Below are 16,208 nucleotides of genomic sequence, written 5' to 3'. Positions count from 1 at the left end.
GCTCCAGCCCCAGATAACAGCTCAGCCCTCGCTTGTCCAAGGCGGGGGCTGAGCTGTTACCGTCTCAATTCTTCCCCCACACCTTAAGCGGGTTAGGATGACTGATTGTGTGGTCGGCACAGTAGACACGCCGCGCCCAAAGAGGAGGACGCTTGTTCAGCGCAATAGCCAGGGTGTTCGCATCACCTGATCTGCGCGCGAAGATCCTGTTCACACTAGGGATCATCACGATCTACCGGATCGGCGCATTCATCCCTGCACCGGGGGTGGACTATAACGGTGTGCAGCGCTGCCTGGAACTGGGCAACACGGAGGGCGGGCTCTACGCCTTCGTGAACATGTTCTCCGGCGGAGCGATGCTGCAGGTATCAGTCTTTGCCCTGGGCATCATGCCCTACATCACCGCAGCCATTATCGTGCAGCTGCTGCGCGTAGTCATTCCGCGCTTCGAGGCTCTCCAGCGCGAGGGCGCACAGGGCCAGGCCAAGCTCACTCAGTACACCCGCTACCTCACCCTGGCCCTGGCCACGCTGAACGCCACGGTACTGGTCACCATGGCCCGCTCCGGCGCGCTGCTGGGCTGTGAGGCAGGAGAGATCATCCCTGATGACTCCCTGGCCGTGATTCTGCTGATGATCCTGGTGATGGTCACCGGCGTGGCCATGATCATGTGGCTGGGCGAGCAGATCACCGAGCGCGGCGTCGGCAACGGCATGTCCATCCTGATCTTCGTGGCCATCGCCGCCGGCTTCCCCGGCTCCATGCGCCAGATCTGGGTGGAGCAGGACTGGCGGGTCTTCGCAGCCGTCTGCGCGATCGGACTGTGCCTGGTGGCTGCGATCGTGTTCGTGGAGCAGTCCCAGCGCCGCGTTCCGGTCCAGTACGCCAAGAAGCAGATCGGCCGCCGTACTGTCGGCGGAACCAGCACCTACATCCCGATCAAGGTCAACATGGCCGGTGTGATCCCGGTGATCTTCTCCTCCTCGGTGCTGATGCTGCCCTCAGTGGCCATGCAGTTCAACCAGCCGGCCCCGGGCCAGGAGCCCTCCGGCATCTTCGTCTTCCTCAACCAGTACTTCGACGGCGCCCACCCGGTCTACATGGCCACCTTCTTCCTGATGACCGTCGGGTTCACCTATTTCTACGTCTCGATCACCTTCAACCCCAATGAAGTCGCCGAGAACATGCGCAAATACGGTGGGTTTATCCCGGGTATCCGCGCCGGTAGGCCCACTGAGAGCTACCTGGCCTATGTGATCAGCCGAATCACCTTCCCTGGTGCCATCTATCTGGGCTTCGTAGCCATGATCCCGCTGATCGCCTTTGTGCTCATCGGGGCGGACCAGAACTTCCCGTTCGGCGGAACCTCGATCCTCATTATGGTCGGCGTTGGTCTCACCACGGTGAAGCAGATCAGCGCACAGATGGAACAACACAACTACGAAGGGCTGCTGCGATGACGCGTATGCTGATCGTCGGACCGCAAGGCTCCGGCAAGGGAACCCAGGCCAAGATGATCTCCGAGAACCTCGGCATCACCGCGATCGCCACCGGCGATATCTTCCGGGCCAACATCAAAGGCGAGACCGAACTGGGCAAAGAAGCCAAGAAGTACGTGGACGCCGGAGACCTGGTCCCTGATTCGCTGACCAACCGCCTGGTGGAGGACCGGCTCAGCTGGGACGACGCCGCTGACGGCTTCCTGCTCGACGGCTACCCCCGCAACCGCACCCAGGCTGCCACCCTGGATGAGATGCTCTCCCGGCTCGGTGTGGACCTGGACCTGGTCCTGGAACTGACCGCGGATACTGAGGAGCTGACTCAGCGGCTGAAGAAGCGCGCTGAGATCGAAGGCCGGGAAGACGACGCCGACGAGAACGTCATCCGCCGCCGCCTCGAGCTCTTCGAGTCAGAGACCCGTCCCATGATCGATGAGTACAAGACTCGTGGCCTGGTCAAGCAGGTGGATGGTCTGGGCTCCGTGGAGGAAGTCAACGCCCGCATCATGAGCGCCATCCAGGCCTGAACCAGTGCTTTCCAGAGGGCGCATCGAACTGAAGTCAGATGACCAGCTGAGGTCCATGGACACCGCTGGGAGCATCTTGTCCGGTGCACTGGACGCCGCGGTGGACGCTGCAGCCCCCGGAGTCACCACCGGGGAGCTGAACGAGGTCTTCGCTGAGTACATCACCGCCCGTGGCGCCAAGCCCAACTTCCTGAACTACCACGGCTTCCCCGGGTACATCTGCGCCTCGGTCAATGAGGAAGTGGTGCACGGGATCCCCGGCGAGCGGGTCCTTCAGCAGGGTGATGTGCTGAAGATCGACGGCGGCTGCATCATAGACGGCTGGCACTCCGACTCGGCACGCACCGTTATCCTCGGCAGCAGCGAGCAGGGCACCGCTGATCCGGAGGACGAACGGCTCTCAGTGATCACCCGGGCAGCCCTCTGGCGGGGGATCGCCGCATTTGCCACCGCCAAGCACGTCGGCGAGATCGGTGAGGCGGTGGAGGACTATGTGAAGTCCCAGCCCGGTGCCCCGCTGGGGATCCTGGAGGAGTACGTGGGCCACGGCATCGGCTCAGCCATGCATATGGCCCCGGACGTCTTCAACTACAGCACCGGAATGAAGGGTGCCAAGATCAAGCCCGGAATGGCCCTGGCCATCGAGCCTATGCTGGTCCGGGGCAGCATCGAGACCGACCTGCTGGAGGATGAGTGGACGGTGGTCACCACCGACGGCGCCCGCTCCAGTCAATGGGAACACAGCGTCTGCCGGCACCGTGACGGCATCTGGGTGCTCACTGCTCCAGATGGCGGAGCGGCCGATCTCGAACCCCTCGGTATAGAACCTGTCCCGATTCCCTAGCCCTTATGCGTGCGTGCAGCAGGGAGGATGGATAAGGTAGAGGCATGATTCTGAAGATCTCGTTCGGCGCCATCACACTTCTGGCGGCTGTGGCCGGCATCATCGCGCTGACCGGCGACCCCGTAGTCTCCTCTGCATTCGCCTTCGGCGGCGCGGTGCTCTCCGGGATCAGCCTCGCCTATCTGCTGGGCCGCGACGGCAAAAAAGCAGTGTAGCTGCTCACACCTCGGACTTCTTGCCGTAGGAGCTCCTGACCTTGCGCATGCCGGCCTTGGCTCCGCGCTGGGAGAGCACCTGAACAGCTGCGCTCACCGCAGCTGAGGTGATTCCGAACACCAAGGCGCGTTTGATGTCCACGGCGTCCACCTCGTCGTTCTTGGGCGGCTCCTCACCGGTGATCTGCTCCCAGGTGAAGTCAAAGACCTTAGAGGCTACAAAACCGGCCCCCAGAGAGATCGCTACGGTCATTCCCTTTTCGATCAGCTTGTCCACAGGGCAACTCCTTCATAATCGACGCGTGCTGTCCTCAGACTATCCGAGAGTGCCGGAAGCCACCTAGAGTTGGATTATGCGTATCGCTGCCGCTCAGATTGTCACGGGGGAGGATCCCCAGCAGAACCTCAGCCTGGTGCGGGAATGGACTGCCCAGGCGGCACAGGCCGGGGCTGACCTTGTGGTCTTCCCGGAGGCGACCCAGCGGGCCTTCGGCTACCCGCTGGGGCCGGTGGCAGAAACCGCCTGGGAATGGGCCGAAGAGGTACATCTGATCGCCCAGCGGCACGGCATTGTGGTGGTGCTCGGAATGTTCACGCCGGGGGAGCCCGCCGAGCCGGGTGGCCGGCCAAGGGTGCGCAATACCCTGCTTGCCACAGGTCCCTCGGTGTATGTCAGCTACGACAAGCTCCACCTCTATGACGCCTTCGGCTTCCAGGAGTCGCGGACGGTGGAGCCGGGGGAGCGTAGGGTGAGCTTCGATACCCGGGGCGTGCGGATCGGTCTGGCCACCTGTTATGACATCAGGTTCCCGCAGCTCTTCCAGGCATATGCCAACGACGGCGCGCACCTGAGCCTGGTGCCGGCGTCCTGGCAGACCGGACCCCGGAAGGTGGAGCAGTGGCGGACCCTGGCGACGGCCCGGGCCTTGGACTCCACCCAGTACGTGGTGGCCTGCGGGCAGGGACTGCCGGAGGCCGCAGGTGTGCAGGCACCGGAAAAAGCCCCCACAGGCGTGGGCCATTCGCTCATCGTCTCCCCAACTGGGGAGATCTTGGCCGAAGCTGGAGAGGCCCCGGAACTGCTTATCGCAGATATTGATATGGCGACGGTGGACCAGGCACGCCAGGCTCTCCCGGTCCTCGCCAACGCCCGGACTGATCTCGGGCTCTGAGGCGGTGGGGCGGAACCTCAGCTCTGCCAGACAAGGTTCCAGGTGCCGGCGGCAAGGGCTGCAGCAGTTGCCGTGGCCGCGATGAGGAACCCGGCTAAGGCTACGAGCCAGTCAGCGCGAGTGAAGCTGGCACGCCTGGCCCAGGTGCGCGGCCCGGCACCGAAGCCCCGGGACTCCATGGTGACCGCCAGCCGGGTGGCCATCCGGATGGCCTGGACCAGCAGTCCGAAGGCCTGGGAGAGGAACCGGCTGCCCAGCCCGCGGGCCCGCCGGGCATGGCCCAAGGTGGTCCAGTGCTCGGCCATCAGCCCCAGCAGGCGCATCGCGGCCAGCGCACCGAGCACGAACCGAGCCGGCAGCTTCACCTGCTGAGCCAAGGAATCGGCCAGATCCGTGGGGTCGGTGGTGGAGAAGATCAGCACACTGGGCAGTACGATCGCGAAGGCGCGGGCACCCAGAGACAGGCCCAGCTCCAGGGATCCGGTGGAGATGGTGGTCACGCCTAGGTCCAGCAGCACCCGTCCGGACTCTTCGGCAGCGATCGCAGCGCCCCAGACGGCCATCAGAGCGGCTGCCGCGAATATCCAGATCCGTCTCAGGAACGTCACCAACCGGATGTTCGCCACTGGCAGCAGGGCGAAGCAGGCCACGGCCACCACAGCTGCTGAGACCGGATCGATGGTGGCGATCAGTGCGAAGGTGATGAACAGCAGGGCCAGCAGTTTGGCCAGCGGACCTCGCCGGCCCAGCCAGGAGGTGTCCCGCACCGCCGAGAGCAGCGGAGTGCTGGTGGGGTGCTTCTGCTCTGGCTGCTGGGTGCCGGGCGGGGCGGAGGTCTCAGCTGAGAGGTCATAGCGCTCGGCACCCAGTGCTTCCAGGAAGTCTGCATCATGGGTGACAGCCAGAACTGTTCCCCCGGAATCCAGATGCTCACGCAGCAGGCTGATCAGCTCGCTGAAGGTGTGTGCGTCCTGGCCGAAGGTCGGCTCATCGAGCATGAGCACCTCAGGGCCGGCGGCCAGGGCTGTGCCCACGGAGAGGCGGCGCTTCTCACCTCCGGAGAGGGTGAACGGATTGGCCTGAGCCAGATGGGTCAGCCGCAGCCGCTCCAGCAGCTTGGCCACCCGCTGCGCCACCTCCTGCTCGGAGAACAGCGGCTGCCGGGTGCCGGGCACCCGGGCCTGTTCAGCGGAGAGCCGCAGCTCATCGGCCACGGTGTTCCGCACGAACTGGTGCTCCGGCTCCTGAAATACGGTGCCGATCCGAGAGGTCAGATCTGCTGAGCGCCATTCGAAGGGAGAATCCGGCAGCTCGGCCCCATGCTCACCTTTGAGCCCGCGCCCGGCGGTCAGCGTTCCACCATGCGGAGCCAGCAGGCCGGCCAGAGTCAGCATCAGCGTGGACTTCCCGGCACCGTTGCGCCCGGTGATGCCCAGAGCGCTGCCCGGGGAGAGGCTGATATTCACCCCGGAAAGTGTCGGTTGGGCAGGCTCGCCGCTGCGCCAGGATCTCCGCGGCGGCTTCCGGTGCACTGCCAGGCCGCTGCCGGTCAGCAGAGCGGCCGAAGACTGGCCCCCTGAGCGCGTCGCAGTGAGGCTCACCGATGTTGAGTGGTCAATCTTCCCCGCCTGAGAGGTGCGTCCAGGTGCCGATAGCGGGGGGAATTGACCACTCGATGATCCAGGCGGGCGTTGGCGGGGCACCCACAGCCCGGCCTCAACAAGTTCCTGGCGGAGGGCGGCGTCGTCATTGACAGCCCAGGCCGGAACCCGATGCCGGAGACCACCGCCGGGCTCCAGCACCAGTAGGGTGTCCATATGCTCCACCCAGGTCTCCAGCCGGTGTTCGACCACCACCAGGGTGGCTCCGGTCTCCGCTGCGGCGGCGACCACCGCATCGCGGACCTGCAGGGTGCCCTCCGGGTCCAGATTGGCCGTGGGCTCATCGAGCAGCAGCAGACCCGGCCGCATCGCAAGGATCCCGGCCAGGGCCAGCCGCTGCTTCTGACCGCCGGAGAGCTGGGAGCTGGGATGATCCAGCGGCAGATGATCCAGCCCCACGGCTGTCAGGGCGGCCTTCACCCGCTGCGGGATCTCCTCGGCGGGTACGGCGAGGTTTTCGCACGAGAAGGCCACATCATCGCCGATCCGGGCCAGCACAACCTGGGACTCTGGGTCCTGCTGCATCAGCCCGGCCCGGCCCCGGGCCTCGGCAGGGTGGCGGCCGTCCAGCAGCAGGCTGCCGCTTGAGGCGGCGTCATCGTGGTGCAGCACCCCGGCCAGGGCGTGCAGCAGTGTGGACTTCCCCGCCCCTGAGGCGCCGGCCAGCAGCACCTTCTCGCCGGGGGCCAGCTCCAGGTCCAGTCCAGCCAGGGCCGGGCGCTCGCGGTCAGCGTGCTGGTAGCTGAAGCACTGGGCGCGGACCCGGACTCCGGCCGTGGCCGCGCCGGCAGTCCCACCGGCGGTGGGGGCAGAGAGCTCTGGGGGCGTCGTCGTTCTCTTCATCCGGGGTGGAATCAGGCGGGGCTGGTGCCGCGGACCCGGCCGCCCAGGGCAGACTCCTGATGCGCCCGGCGTGACTTCAGCGGCCCCAGCACCCCGGTGGCGGCCAGCCCCCGGGCGGCAAGCCAGGGCAGCAGCCCGGCGATGATCGCACCGGAGACGGCGAAGCCGCCGATATGCACTGCAGTGCCCACAGCGCTGTACTGGTAGTAGGCGGCGATGAAGTTCTCGTTGATGCCGCCCATCAGCCCGGCGGAAGCTCCGGCGAGGATCGCCACATCCACGGTGAAGCGCCGGTAGAGGAATGCCAGGATGATCAGCTCTGCGCCCAGGCCCTGCACAAAGCCGGAGAGCAGCACGCCCAGGCCCCACTGGGAGCCCAGCAGGGCGGAGACCGCGGCAGCGACCATCTCGCAGTAGATCGCGGCACCAGGTTTGCGGATGATCACCGCACCCAGCACCGCTGGGAACAGCCACATGCCGGCCACCAGCGAGGCAGCCGGAGGATAGGCGGTGAACAGCGTGCTCACCGCGTGATAGCTGAGGTTCCAGCCCCAGAAGATCACCCCGGAGGCCACGGCGAGGGTGGAGGCGACCACAATATCGCTGACCGTCCAGCGCTGGCGGAAGGCGGAGGTGGCAGGGCCGGATGCAGAAGTATTCATAGCGACTTCCTTCGCAGGTTCTAACCTGAGCAGGTTCTAGGGTCTGGGCCGTCAGCCCACTCTCAGCGCCTGGAGCCGGTACGGCTCAATGCGGGCGCTCCCCTGTCGGAAAAATCCATATTCAGTTAAGTGCGCAACAACTGTAACAGGATTCAGCCCTCCTGGCTGAGGAACTCCAGCAGCTTGTGGGTGATCTCCGGATCGGTGGTGAACTCAAGCTCATCCACCTGGGCGATCGGCGAGACCAGCTTCACCGAGCCGGTCAGCCAGAGGAACTGTGCCTGCTTCAGCTCCGCCACGGTGACCGGCCCAGCTGAGGTGGTCCATCCCGCGGCCTCAGCCGCCCGGTAGATAGTTGCCTGAGTGGTGCCCGGCAGAATCCCGACCTCGGGGCTGGGGGTGTGCAGGTGCACCTGACCGTTGCCGTCCCGGCTGCCGAGCAGCACAGTGGAGATGGGGCCCTCCAGAACTTGGCCGTCTGAGGAGGTGAAGATGACGTCGTCGTGCCCGTGCTCCTTAGCCCAGCGCAGGGCAGCCATATTCACCGCGTAGCTGAGCGTCTTGGCACCCAGCAGCAGCCAGGGGGCACGTTCGGCCGCCGCGGCGTCGTACCCGCGGTCCAGCAGGGTCACGCTGATCGCCGCGCCGCGGGAGGCCTGCACCGACTCCGGCACCGGGGTGAGCAGCACCCAGTAGGTCCCGGCAAAGCTGCTGTCCTCACTGGCAGGCTCACCGTCCACTCCGCGCGAGGCGGTCAGCCGGATCGAAAGTTCCTCAGGCAGTCCACTGCGGGTGCGGAACTCATCGAGCCCGCGAGCCACTGCGGCCTGCCAGGACTCCGCCGGGGGAATGCCGATCCCGGTGATCTTGGCCGAGCGCTGCAGCCGCTCCAGATGGGCCGGGAACTTCCGCACATGACCGTCCTTGACCAGCATGGTCTCAAAGATCCCGTCCCCGCGCACCGCCGCGAGGTCGGTGACCCGCAGCTGCGGCTGATGGGGGTCAAAGATGATTCCCTCCGGATGTTCGGCATCTATCCGTACGCCGACTGCCCGCAAACTGTCTTCATCAAAGCGTTCCGCCATGAGGCAAGCCTATACCCGGCATAGGATGGGACGGATGAGGACGAACACAGGGATGACATGCTTTGGCCGCTGAGCGGGCTCGGCATCGAAGCCCTGCCGTTCTGGATTGTGGTCATCGTGGTGGCCTTCGAGGTCGGCATCCGGTTGGCCGTGATCGGAATCATCCCCGGCAACCGGCGGCCCAATACCGCCATGGCCTGGCTGCTGGCCATCTTCTTCATGCCGCTGGTGGCACTGCCGCTGTTCCTGCTGATCGGCAGCAATAAGCTCTCTGCGCGCAGGCAGGAGCGGCAGCGGCGGATCAATGAGGCGCTGCTGGAGGCCACGAGTCACATGGACCTCTCCGACCAGCTGCGCGGCGATGACGAGCAGCTTGGCGCCACCGCTGCGCTGAACCGGAATCTGGGGGCCTTCCCCCTCCAGGAGGGCAACCATGTCACCCTGATCCCGGGGTATAAGGACTACTTCACCCGGGTGGCCGCAGAGATCGACGCCGCCGAAGAGTACGTGCACGTGGTCTTCTACATTGTGGGGGAGGACCCGGAGTACGTAGGCCCGGTGCTGGACGCCCTGGAGCGTGCCGCCGCCCGTGGGGTCACCGTACGCTTCCTCTACGACCATCTGGGCACTATGCGGGTGCGCGGCTACCGCAGGCTCAAGCGCCGGCTGACTGCGGCCAGCCAGCAGTGGCCGCATTTCCAGTGGTACCGGGTGCTGCCCATCCAGCCGCTCCGGCGCCGGTTCTCCCGGTTGGATCTGCGCAACCACCGCAAGATTGTGGTGGTGGACTCCCGGGTGGCGTTCACCGGTTCCGCCAACCTGATCGAACCGCACTACCAGCGCCGTTCGGCGGTGAGGATGAACCGGAGGTGGGTGGAGCTCAACGCCAAGCTCACCGGCCCGGTGGTGACCGGCCTGGACATCGTCTTCGCCTCGGACTGGTATGCCGAGACCGGGGAGAACCTCGGCACCGAGCTGCTGGTGGACCTGGAGGAGGATGAGTCCGCCCGGGGCGGCTCTCTGGCCCAGGTGGTCCCCTCAGGCCCGGGCTTCCCCGATGAGAACAACCTGCGCCTGTTCAACGACCTCATCTACCAGGCGGTGGACCGACTGGTGATCGTCACCCCGTACCTGGTCCCGGACGACTCCCTGCTCTACGCGGTGACCAATGCCGCCCACCGGGAGGTGGAGGTCACTCTGTTAGTGACCAAGAAGGCGGACCAGTTCACCGTCCAGCACGCCCAGCAGTCCTACTACCAGGCGCTGTTGGAGGCGGGGGTCCGGATCTTCCGCTATCCCGAACCAGATGTGCTGCATGCCAAGTTCATGATTGTGGACCACGATGTGGCGGTGCTGGGCTCCTCCAATATGGATATGCGGTCATTCTCGCTGAACCTGGAGGTCACCCTGATGGTGGTCGATGACGCAAAGGTGGCCGAGCTGCATGGGATTTTCCTGGACTACCTGAGCATCTCCGAGGAGCTGAATCAGGAGCAGTGGGCCCGGCGGCCACTGGGCACCAAGTACCTGGACAATGTGTTCCGGCTGACTTCTGCGCTGCAGTAAGTCGCCTCTAGCTCCCAGTTATTGCGATTTTGAACTACTCTGGCCTACGTGCCTGAAAGCACCCTACCTGGGTCGCGGACCCTGACCACCCCCCGAGCCACGGCTGCACTGTGCGCCGCGGCGGGTCTGAGCCTGCTCATTTCCTGCGGGGACATCGGGCAGGATGACCAGGCGCAGCAGGCCCCGGAAACAGCAGTCTCGGCAGAGGGCACGGACCGGGCGGTGCCCACTGAGCCCGCAGCCGAGGGCACTGAACAGGCCCATGAGGCCGCCACAGCAGAGTCAGCCGGCCCAGAGGCCCCGGAGGCCTTGGACGAGGACCAGAAGCTGGAAGTGCTGCTCAGCGCCGGGGATCTCCCTGACTCCCCGGAGAGCCACTCCACCCATACCGGCATCTCCTACTTCCTGGATTACATCGCGGTGGAGTACACCCAGTACCAGGAGACTTTCGGCGAAACCCCCTGTGCAGCGATTATGGACCGGATCAATGTGGACCTGGTGGGTGAGGAACCACTCGGCGGCCTGGTCCACTCCTACCGGATGCCTGAGGACCAGGAGGAGCACTCGCCGCAGGTCTACGCCTGGATCCTCAGCTTCGATGAGCAGGTGGACACCGCCAGGATCTGGGACCGGGTGCTGGAAGAGTGCGGCGGCACCCAGCTGGAGGCCGGCGATGAGTCAGTGGAGATCAGTCGGCTTGAGCTGGCCGAGGACTTCGGCCTAGATGTGGACGGGATCAGGATGGTGGTGCACAGCCAGGATGAGCCGCTCAGCGCCGGCTCTGCGGTGCGGCACTCGATGACCGTGGACTTCGGCCAGAACCTGGTGATGGTAGCGGCCGTGGGGCTGGACGAGGAGGAGTTCAGCACTGTGGCCGAGGCTCAGCTCAGCAGGCTCGCCGAGCACTGGGACTCAGCAAAGCACGACGACGCCTGAGCCGCCTCAGACACCGAGGGCCGGGTCAGATTCCGGCACCCTCATGAGCCTTGGCGGCCTTCCGCTCGAGCTTGGCGCCCTCGACGTCCACATCGGGCAGGATCCTGTCCAGCCACTTGGGCAGCCACCATGCGGCAGGCCCGCACAGGTGCAGGACCGCAGGCACCAGAACCAGGCGCACCACGAAGGCATCCAGCAGGATGCCCACTGCCAGGCCCAGGCCGATCGAGGCGATCATCGGATCCGGGGTGAAGATGAACCCGGCGAAGACGCTGGCCATGATCAGCGCCGCCGCGGTGACCACAGCACGTCCGGCGTGCAGCCCCTTGCGGACCGCCAGCCGCGGCGGGGAACCGTGCACCAGGGCTTCGCGCATCCCCGAACAGGTGAAGAGCACATAGTCGATGGCCAGGCCGAAGAGGATGCCTACCAGCAGAATCGGTAGGAAGGTCATGATCGGGCCGGGCCTACTGACCCCGAAGATCTCTCCGAGCCAGCCCCATTGGAAGACGGCGACGACGATGCCCAAAGATGCGGTCAGTGCCCCGGCGAAGCCCAGGGTCGCCACCACCGGCAGCAGGATAGAGCGGAAGACCATGATCATCACGATCAGAGAGAGTCCGACTACCAGACTCAGGTAGAGCGGCATGGCCTCGGCGATCACCCCGGAGATGTCAATTTCTGCGGCGGTCATCCCGGCCACCGAGAGTTCGACCTCAGCTGTCTCAGTGCCGGCCAGCGGGTTGCCGTCACGGAACTGATGAACCAGCTCTCCGGTGGACTCCGCGGCGGGGCCTTCAACGGGGATCACCTGGTAGGCGGCCATGGTGTGGTCCTCCGCCAGCGCGATCGGCAGCACCGTGTCGATATGCTCATGGGCGATGAGCGCTTCAGCGATGTCGAGCTGATAATCGGTGGCGGCCTCCTCGGTCTCGAGTGGGGCGGGGAAGTCAGCCAGCACCAGCAGCGGGCCGTTCATACCCTGCCCGAAGGACTCCTCGATCTCCGCATAGGCTTGGTAGGCCATGGAGTCCTGGGCCTCGGAGCTGGCATCGGGAAGTCCTAAGCGCAGGTCGAGTGCAGGGATGGAGAGCACTGCCAGTCCTGCCAGCGAGAGCACAGTGAGGCTCAGTGCCTTGAGGTTGCCCATCGGTTGGGTAATCTCGCGGGGCTTGGCCTCCTCGAAGCCGATGTAGCGGCGCTCCCTGCGGCGCAGGATCCGCCAGCCCACCAGCTTCAGCAGGGCAGGGGTCATCGTCACTGCTATGAGCACCGCAATGATCACGCAGGCGGCGGCCACTGTGCCCATCAGAGCAAGGAAGGGCAGTCCGGAGACATTCAGGGCCAGCAGCGCAATCACCACGGTCACCCCGGCGAAGATCACTGCGTTGCCTGCGGTGCCGTTGGCCAGGGCAATGGACTCCCGCAGCGGAATGCCGTCCTTGAGCTGACGGCGATGGCGGTTGATGATGAACAGCGAGTAGTCGATGCCCACGGCCAGGCCGAGCATCAGCCCCAGGATGGGGGTCATGCTCATCATCTCTACTGTTCCGGAGAGTGCCATGGCACCAGCCACACCGATGCCTACCCCGACCAGAGCGTTCAGCAGCGGCAGCCCTGCTCCGATGAAGGTGCCCAGCATCACCAGCAGCACCACGGCGGCAACAATGAGGCCGATCACCTCAGCGATCGAGAACAGGTGGGGCAGTTCAAAGCTGATGTCGCGGCTGGGCAGCACCTCCACACCGTCGATATCCGCTTCCACTAAGTCTGCGGAGACGGCGGCCAGCGCATCCATGTCCACCTGCTCCAGCGGGTCGTGGAAGGCGATCATCATGATCGCCACATCGCCGTCCTCGCTGACCATGCCCGCATCCTCAGTGAGTTCGAGCATGCGCTCGCCGCGCTCGATCATCGCAAAGGGGTCCTCATCGCCATTGAGGGCCTCCTCCATCTGAGCCAGGCCCTCCTCGGCCTCGGTCAGCTCGGCCTCAGCCGCCTCCAGCTCGGCCACACCCTCTGCGTACTGCTCTTCACCGGACTCCAGCTCGGCCACACCCTCCTCGGCCTGCTCGATCCCGGCCAGGGCCCCCTGCAGCTGCTGGCGCTGAGCGACCACGTCAGCGCGGGCGGCATTGAGCTCGGCCTCCACGCTGGGCCAGTAGCCTCCGGCCAGGGCCTGGTCCACCTGAGCGTCGATCTCCGCATCTGCGGCATCCAGGGCGGCCAGGCCCTCCTCGATCTCTGCACGGGCGGAGTCGAGTTCATCCACACTCATGCCCTGGGCCTCAAGGCCGGCCTCCAACTCAGCCCAGCCGGCGTCGAGCTGGCCCCGGACCGCCTCCAGCTCTGCCTGCCCCTCCTCAATCTGTTCGCGGCCCTCGGCCAGCTCGGCCCGGGCGGCCTCCGGATCGAAGTCATCGGGAAGCTCATCCAGCTGAGCACGCGCATCGGCGAGCTCCTGCTGAGCCTCGGCCATCTCAGCCTCGGCCTCGAAGGGATTGGTGACCTCATCGACCACCTCATGGGCCTCAATGTCATCGATGAGATCGGCCAGCTGTGCCTGCTGCTCATCGGTGAAGGGCTCGCCGCTCTCGGTGCGCAGCACCGCACTGCCACTGCCGCCGCCGGCATCGGGCAGCTCCTCGGTGAGCCGGTCGGCCACCGCAGTGGTCTCCAGGTTCGGCACCGTGATCTGGTCGGTCAGTTGTCCGCTGAATCCGGCGAAGGCAGCTGCTGCAACCAGCAGCATGGCGAACCAGCCGGCGATCACAGTTTTTGCGCGGCGAGCGGCGAACATGCCGAGCCGATAGAGCAGAGTGGCCATGGGGAGGCAGTCCTCAGAAGTCCGTAGGGCGGGGGTCTCCTGACATCATATATGGAACGCCACGTCTCGGAATTAGCTCACTGAGGTTTGAGAGCAACGTCACATCAGCGGGGCAGAGCGCCGTGGAGCACAATATCGACCTGCGCCTCCATCCACTCCCGGCTGGGGTGACCGGCAGTGAGCAGCTGAATGATGAAGGGATCCATAATGGCGGAGGCCACCGCAGTAGGGTCAGTGTCTGGATGCAGCCCGCCTGCCTCCGCCTCAGCGCGGATACGCTGGGTCAGCTCCATGTCATCCCACACCGAGCGCCCGGCGAACAGACTCCGGGTCTCCTCCCCGCTGGTGACCAGCGCGCCCATCAGGCTGCGGGCCATCACCAGGGTGTCGTTCATATTCGCCTGCTCCAGCTCGCAGTCCAACCAGGTCATCAGATCCGCACGCAGATCTCCGGTATTGGGCACCGGCTCCGAGGTCAGTTTCAGCCGACCCGTCAGCAGCGCCTCCAGCACCACGGCGGCCTTGTTCCTCCACCAGCGGTAGATGGTCTGCTTGCCCACCCCGGCCTCGGCGGCGATCCGTTCCACGGTGAGCTCCTCATAGGTGTGCCCTCGCTGGTCCAAGAGTGTGGCCACCGCATCCAGCACGGCTTGGTGGGCCTCTTCACTGCGCGGGCGCCCCCGGTGCCTCTCATCATCCCTATGCCCTGCCATGGTCTCCATCGTAGACCGGTGCCGAACCATAGGATGGTGCCCATGCCTGCCGCTGCCCGCGCCACTCTGCCCTTCTCGGCAGCCGAGGATGCGGCCGCTGAGCTCTTCGGCAGCCTGAGGCAGCAGCTGGGACAGGTGCCTATGGCGTTCCTGGACAGCAGTGACCATGCCCGCTCCCCGGCACCGCACCGGAGCCGCTACAGCATTCTGGCCTTCTCCCTGGGCCGCTATGCCCACACCGCAGATCTGGCTCAGGACGCCTTCGGCTGGCTCGCCGAAAACTGGAAGTACGACGCCGCAGCGCCGCCCCAGGTGCCCCCGGGAACCGAGCAGAGCCAGCCGGCCTTCCAGCTGGGCTGGGTGGGCTGGATCGGCTACGAGGAACAGGCCCGGCTCTTCCGCGCCACCCACGCCGTGGTGATCGACCATCACTCCCACACAGCAGATGTCCAATGGCTGGCCGGGGATCCGCAGGCGGAGGGGCTGGATTGGGTGGAGCGGGTGCGTGCCGCCGTCGAGGCGCTGCGCCCTGCCCCGGCGCTCGTCTCCGATGCGCCCGGCAGGCCGGTCCCGCGCCTGGAGCAGTTCAGCCTCCGCGATGCCCGCGGCGCCTATCTGTCCAAGGTTCGGCAGGCCCAGCGGCAGATCTATGAGGGGAACTCCTATGAGGTCTGCCTCACGACCGCAGTCAGTGGCCGGCTCCGCGGGTGCCCCTGGGAGGTCTACCTGCGGCTGAGGCAGCATAACCGCGCGCCCTTCACCCAGTTCATCGAGTTCCCTCCGCGTCCGGCTTCGCCTGCAGAGGCCATCCTCTCCACCTCCCCGGAGCGGTTCGCCTCGATCAGCGCAGCCGGCACCATCCGCTCCGAACCGATCAAGGGCACCAGGCCCCGGGGCAGCACGCCCGAGACCGACGCCGCCCAGCTGGCTGATCTGTACCGCCACCCCAAGGACCGGGCGGAGAATGTGATGATCGCTGATCTGGTGCGCAATGACCTCTCCATCCATGCAGTGCCCGGCAGCCTGCGGACTGAGCGGCTCTGCGCAGTGGAGAGCTACCCCACAGTGCACCAGCTCGTCTCCACGATCAGTGCCCAGCTTCCGCCCCGGGTCTCGCGGGCCCGGGCGCTCGCTGACGCCTTCCCGCCGGGCTCCATGACCGGGGCACCGAAGATCTCCACGATGGAGATCCTGCGCCGCCTTGAGACAGGGCCCCGCGGCGCCTACTCAGGAGCGGCCGGCTGGTTCTCCAGCACCGGCGCCTGTGATCTGGCGGTGCTGATCCGCACCGCTGTGCTGACTGAGGTTCCCTCGCCGGGCGCACCCGTCCCAGCCGCACTCCCGGCGTCATCCGCCCCGCCTGCACTCCCAGGGCTTGTTGCAGAATCGGCCGAAGATCGGCCTCAGACGCAACATTCGCTGGGTATGACGGAGGGGAAGAGGTTTGGCGGAGAAGCTCCGGCCTGGGACTTTCATCTGGGGCTCGGCGGAGCGATCACCGCAGACTCGGACCCGGAGGCGGAATGGCAGGAGATTGTCACCAAATCCCGCGGTGTGCTGGGCGCCCTCAAGGCGGTGTTTCCCCACCAGGACTGACGTGGCCTTCCTGCTCAGAGATTTACCGGGGTGAGCTCTGCCCGTTAGGCTGAGAGCGAGAG

14 protein-coding genes and 1 riboswitch are annotated in these 16,208 nt (G+C 65.8%); of the genes, 8 read left to right on the top strand and 6 right to left on the bottom strand.

Features of this window, described 5'->3' with window-relative positions; genetic code table 11:
* The first annotated feature begins 152 nt into the window (after positions 1-152).
* Genes secY through GNZ21_RS09290 form a run of 4 tightly spaced genes read left to right on the top strand, consistent with a single transcriptional unit; the run spans position 153 to position 3,085 of the window.
* Positions 153-1,460 carry a preprotein translocase subunit SecY gene (gene secY / locus GNZ21_RS09305; protein WP_157323569.1) on the top strand — a complete coding sequence of 436 codons (1,308 nt, stop codon included), beginning with the start codon at positions 153-155 and terminating at the stop codon, positions 1,458-1,460.
* Positions 1,457-2,026 carry an adenylate kinase gene (locus GNZ21_RS09300; protein ID WP_157323567.1) on the top strand — a complete coding sequence of 190 codons (570 nt, stop codon included), beginning with the start codon at positions 1,457-1,459 and terminating at the stop codon, positions 2,024-2,026. Before secY ends, GNZ21_RS09300 begins: the two co-directional genes overlap by 4 nt.
* Positions 2,027-2,030: 4 nt before the next feature.
* The gene (map, locus tag GNZ21_RS09295) at positions 2,031-2,870 is read left to right on the top strand and encodes a type I methionyl aminopeptidase (RefSeq protein WP_188503420.1); all 840 of its coding nucleotides are present in this window, start codon (positions 2,031-2,033) and stop codon (positions 2,868-2,870) included.
* Positions 2,871-2,914: 44 nt separating this feature from the next.
* Positions 2,915-3,085 (top strand): hypothetical protein, encoded by a 171-nt coding sequence (locus GNZ21_RS09290; RefSeq protein WP_157323563.1) that lies wholly within the window; start codon positions 2,915-2,917, stop codon positions 3,083-3,085.
* 4 nt (positions 3,086-3,089) lie between these two features.
* On the opposite strand, the gene GNZ21_RS09285 is transcribed toward GNZ21_RS09290, so the two are convergent.
* Positions 3,090-3,362 carry a DUF4235 domain-containing protein gene (locus tag GNZ21_RS09285; RefSeq protein ID WP_157323561.1) on the bottom strand — a complete coding sequence of 91 codons (273 nt, stop codon included), beginning with the start codon at positions 3,360-3,362 and terminating at the stop codon, positions 3,090-3,092.
* Positions 3,363-3,438: 76 nt separating this feature from the next.
* On the opposite strand from GNZ21_RS09285, the gene GNZ21_RS09280 reads away from it, so the two are divergent.
* Positions 3,439-4,257, top strand: a complete 819-nt coding sequence (locus tag GNZ21_RS09280) for a carbon-nitrogen hydrolase family protein (protein WP_157323559.1) — start codon at positions 3,439-3,441, stop codon at positions 4,255-4,257.
* 17 nt (positions 4,258-4,274) lie between these two features.
* Here the strand turns inward: GNZ21_RS09280 and GNZ21_RS16195 are convergent, their stop codons facing one another.
* From GNZ21_RS16195 to GNZ21_RS09265, 3 genes are all read right to left on the bottom strand, one after another.
* Entirely contained in the window at positions 4,275-6,761 is a 2,487-nt protein-coding gene (locus GNZ21_RS16195; RefSeq protein WP_157323556.1) for an ATP-binding cassette domain-containing protein, read from the bottom strand.
* 11 nt (positions 6,762-6,772) lie between these two features.
* Positions 6,773-7,423 (bottom strand): ECF transporter S component, encoded by a 651-nt coding sequence (locus GNZ21_RS09270; protein WP_157323554.1) that lies wholly within the window; start codon positions 7,421-7,423, stop codon positions 6,773-6,775.
* A riboswitch (TPP riboswitch) is annotated at positions 7,413-7,537 on the bottom strand. It overlaps the preceding gene by 11 nt.
* Before the next feature lie 38 nt (positions 7,538-7,575).
* Positions 7,576-8,508 (bottom strand): aminodeoxychorismate lyase, encoded by a 933-nt coding sequence (locus GNZ21_RS09265; protein WP_157323552.1) that lies wholly within the window; start codon positions 8,506-8,508, stop codon positions 7,576-7,578.
* 57 nt (positions 8,509-8,565) lie between these two features.
* On the opposite strand from GNZ21_RS09265, the gene cls reads away from it, so the two are divergent.
* Both cls and GNZ21_RS09255 read left to right on the top strand, forming a co-directional pair.
* Positions 8,566-10,074, top strand: a complete 1,509-nt coding sequence (gene cls / locus GNZ21_RS09260; RefSeq protein WP_157323551.1) for a cardiolipin synthase — start codon at positions 8,566-8,568, stop codon at positions 10,072-10,074.
* Positions 10,075-10,122: 48 nt separating this feature from the next.
* Positions 10,123-11,010, top strand: a complete 888-nt coding sequence (locus tag GNZ21_RS09255) for a hypothetical protein (RefSeq protein ID WP_157323548.1) — start codon at positions 10,123-10,125, stop codon at positions 11,008-11,010.
* Between the two features lie 25 nt (positions 11,011-11,035).
* Here GNZ21_RS09255 and GNZ21_RS09250 read toward each other — a convergent pair whose 3' ends face one another.
* Together GNZ21_RS09250 and GNZ21_RS15705 are read right to left on the bottom strand one after the other, a co-directional pair.
* A complete protein-coding gene (locus tag GNZ21_RS09250; RefSeq protein WP_157323546.1) occupies positions 11,036-13,837 on the bottom strand; it encodes an MMPL family transporter in 2,802 nt (933 codons plus the stop codon).
* Positions 13,838-13,941: 104 nt separating this feature from the next.
* Positions 13,942-14,550 (bottom strand): TetR/AcrR family transcriptional regulator, encoded by a 609-nt coding sequence (locus tag GNZ21_RS15705; protein ID WP_188503421.1) that lies wholly within the window; start codon positions 14,548-14,550, stop codon positions 13,942-13,944.
* A gap of 42 nt (positions 14,551-14,592) precedes the next feature.
* Between GNZ21_RS15705 and GNZ21_RS09240 the strand changes: the two genes are divergently transcribed.
* Positions 14,593-16,146: an anthranilate synthase component I family protein gene (locus GNZ21_RS09240; RefSeq protein WP_188503422.1), complete on the top strand. Its 1,554-nt coding sequence runs from the start codon at positions 14,593-14,595 to the stop codon at positions 16,144-16,146.
* Positions 16,147-16,208: the final 62 nt, after the last annotated feature.

Source organism: Nesterenkonia alkaliphila (assembly GCF_009758175.1).
Lineage (GTDB): Bacteria > Actinomycetota > Actinomycetes > Actinomycetales > Micrococcaceae > Nesterenkonia > Nesterenkonia alkaliphila.
The sequence above is the reverse complement of the archived record's forward strand: the minus strand, read 5'-3'. Positions and strand labels throughout refer to the sequence as shown.

What these genes read in the sequence shown, in the direction of transcription:
- GNZ21_RS09300 (WP_157323567.1), top strand. Translation starts at nt 1,457, where the DNA reads ATGACGCGTATGCTGATCGTCGGACCGCAAGGCTCCGGCAAGGGAACC.
- GNZ21_RS09290 (WP_157323563.1), top strand. Translation starts at nt 2,915, where the DNA reads ATGATTCTGAAGATCTCGTTCGGCGCCATCACACTTCTGGCGGCTGTG.
- GNZ21_RS09280 (WP_157323559.1), top strand. Translation starts at nt 3,439, where the DNA reads ATGCGTATCGCTGCCGCTCAGATTGTCACGGGGGAGGATCCCCAGCAG.
- GNZ21_RS16195 (WP_157323556.1), bottom strand. Translation starts at nt 6,761, where the DNA reads ATGAAGAGAACGACGACGCCCCCAGAGCTCTCTGCCCCCACCGCCGGT.
- GNZ21_RS09270 (WP_157323554.1), bottom strand. Translation starts at nt 7,423, where the DNA reads ATGAATACTTCTGCATCCGGCCCTGCCACCTCCGCCTTCCGCCAGCGC.
- GNZ21_RS09265 (WP_157323552.1), bottom strand. Translation starts at nt 8,508, where the DNA reads ATGGCGGAACGCTTTGATGAAGACAGTTTGCGGGCAGTCGGCGTACGG.
- cls (WP_157323551.1), top strand. Translation starts at nt 8,566, where the DNA reads ATGCTTTGGCCGCTGAGCGGGCTCGGCATCGAAGCCCTGCCGTTCTGG.
- GNZ21_RS09250 (WP_157323546.1), bottom strand. Translation starts at nt 13,837, where the DNA reads ATGGCCACTCTGCTCTATCGGCTCGGCATGTTCGCCGCTCGCCGCGCA.
- GNZ21_RS15705 (WP_188503421.1), bottom strand. Translation starts at nt 14,550, where the DNA reads ATGGCAGGGCATAGGGATGATGAGAGGCACCGGGGGCGCCCGCGCAGT.
- GNZ21_RS09240 (WP_188503422.1), top strand. Translation starts at nt 14,593, where the DNA reads ATGCCTGCCGCTGCCCGCGCCACTCTGCCCTTCTCGGCAGCCGAGGAT.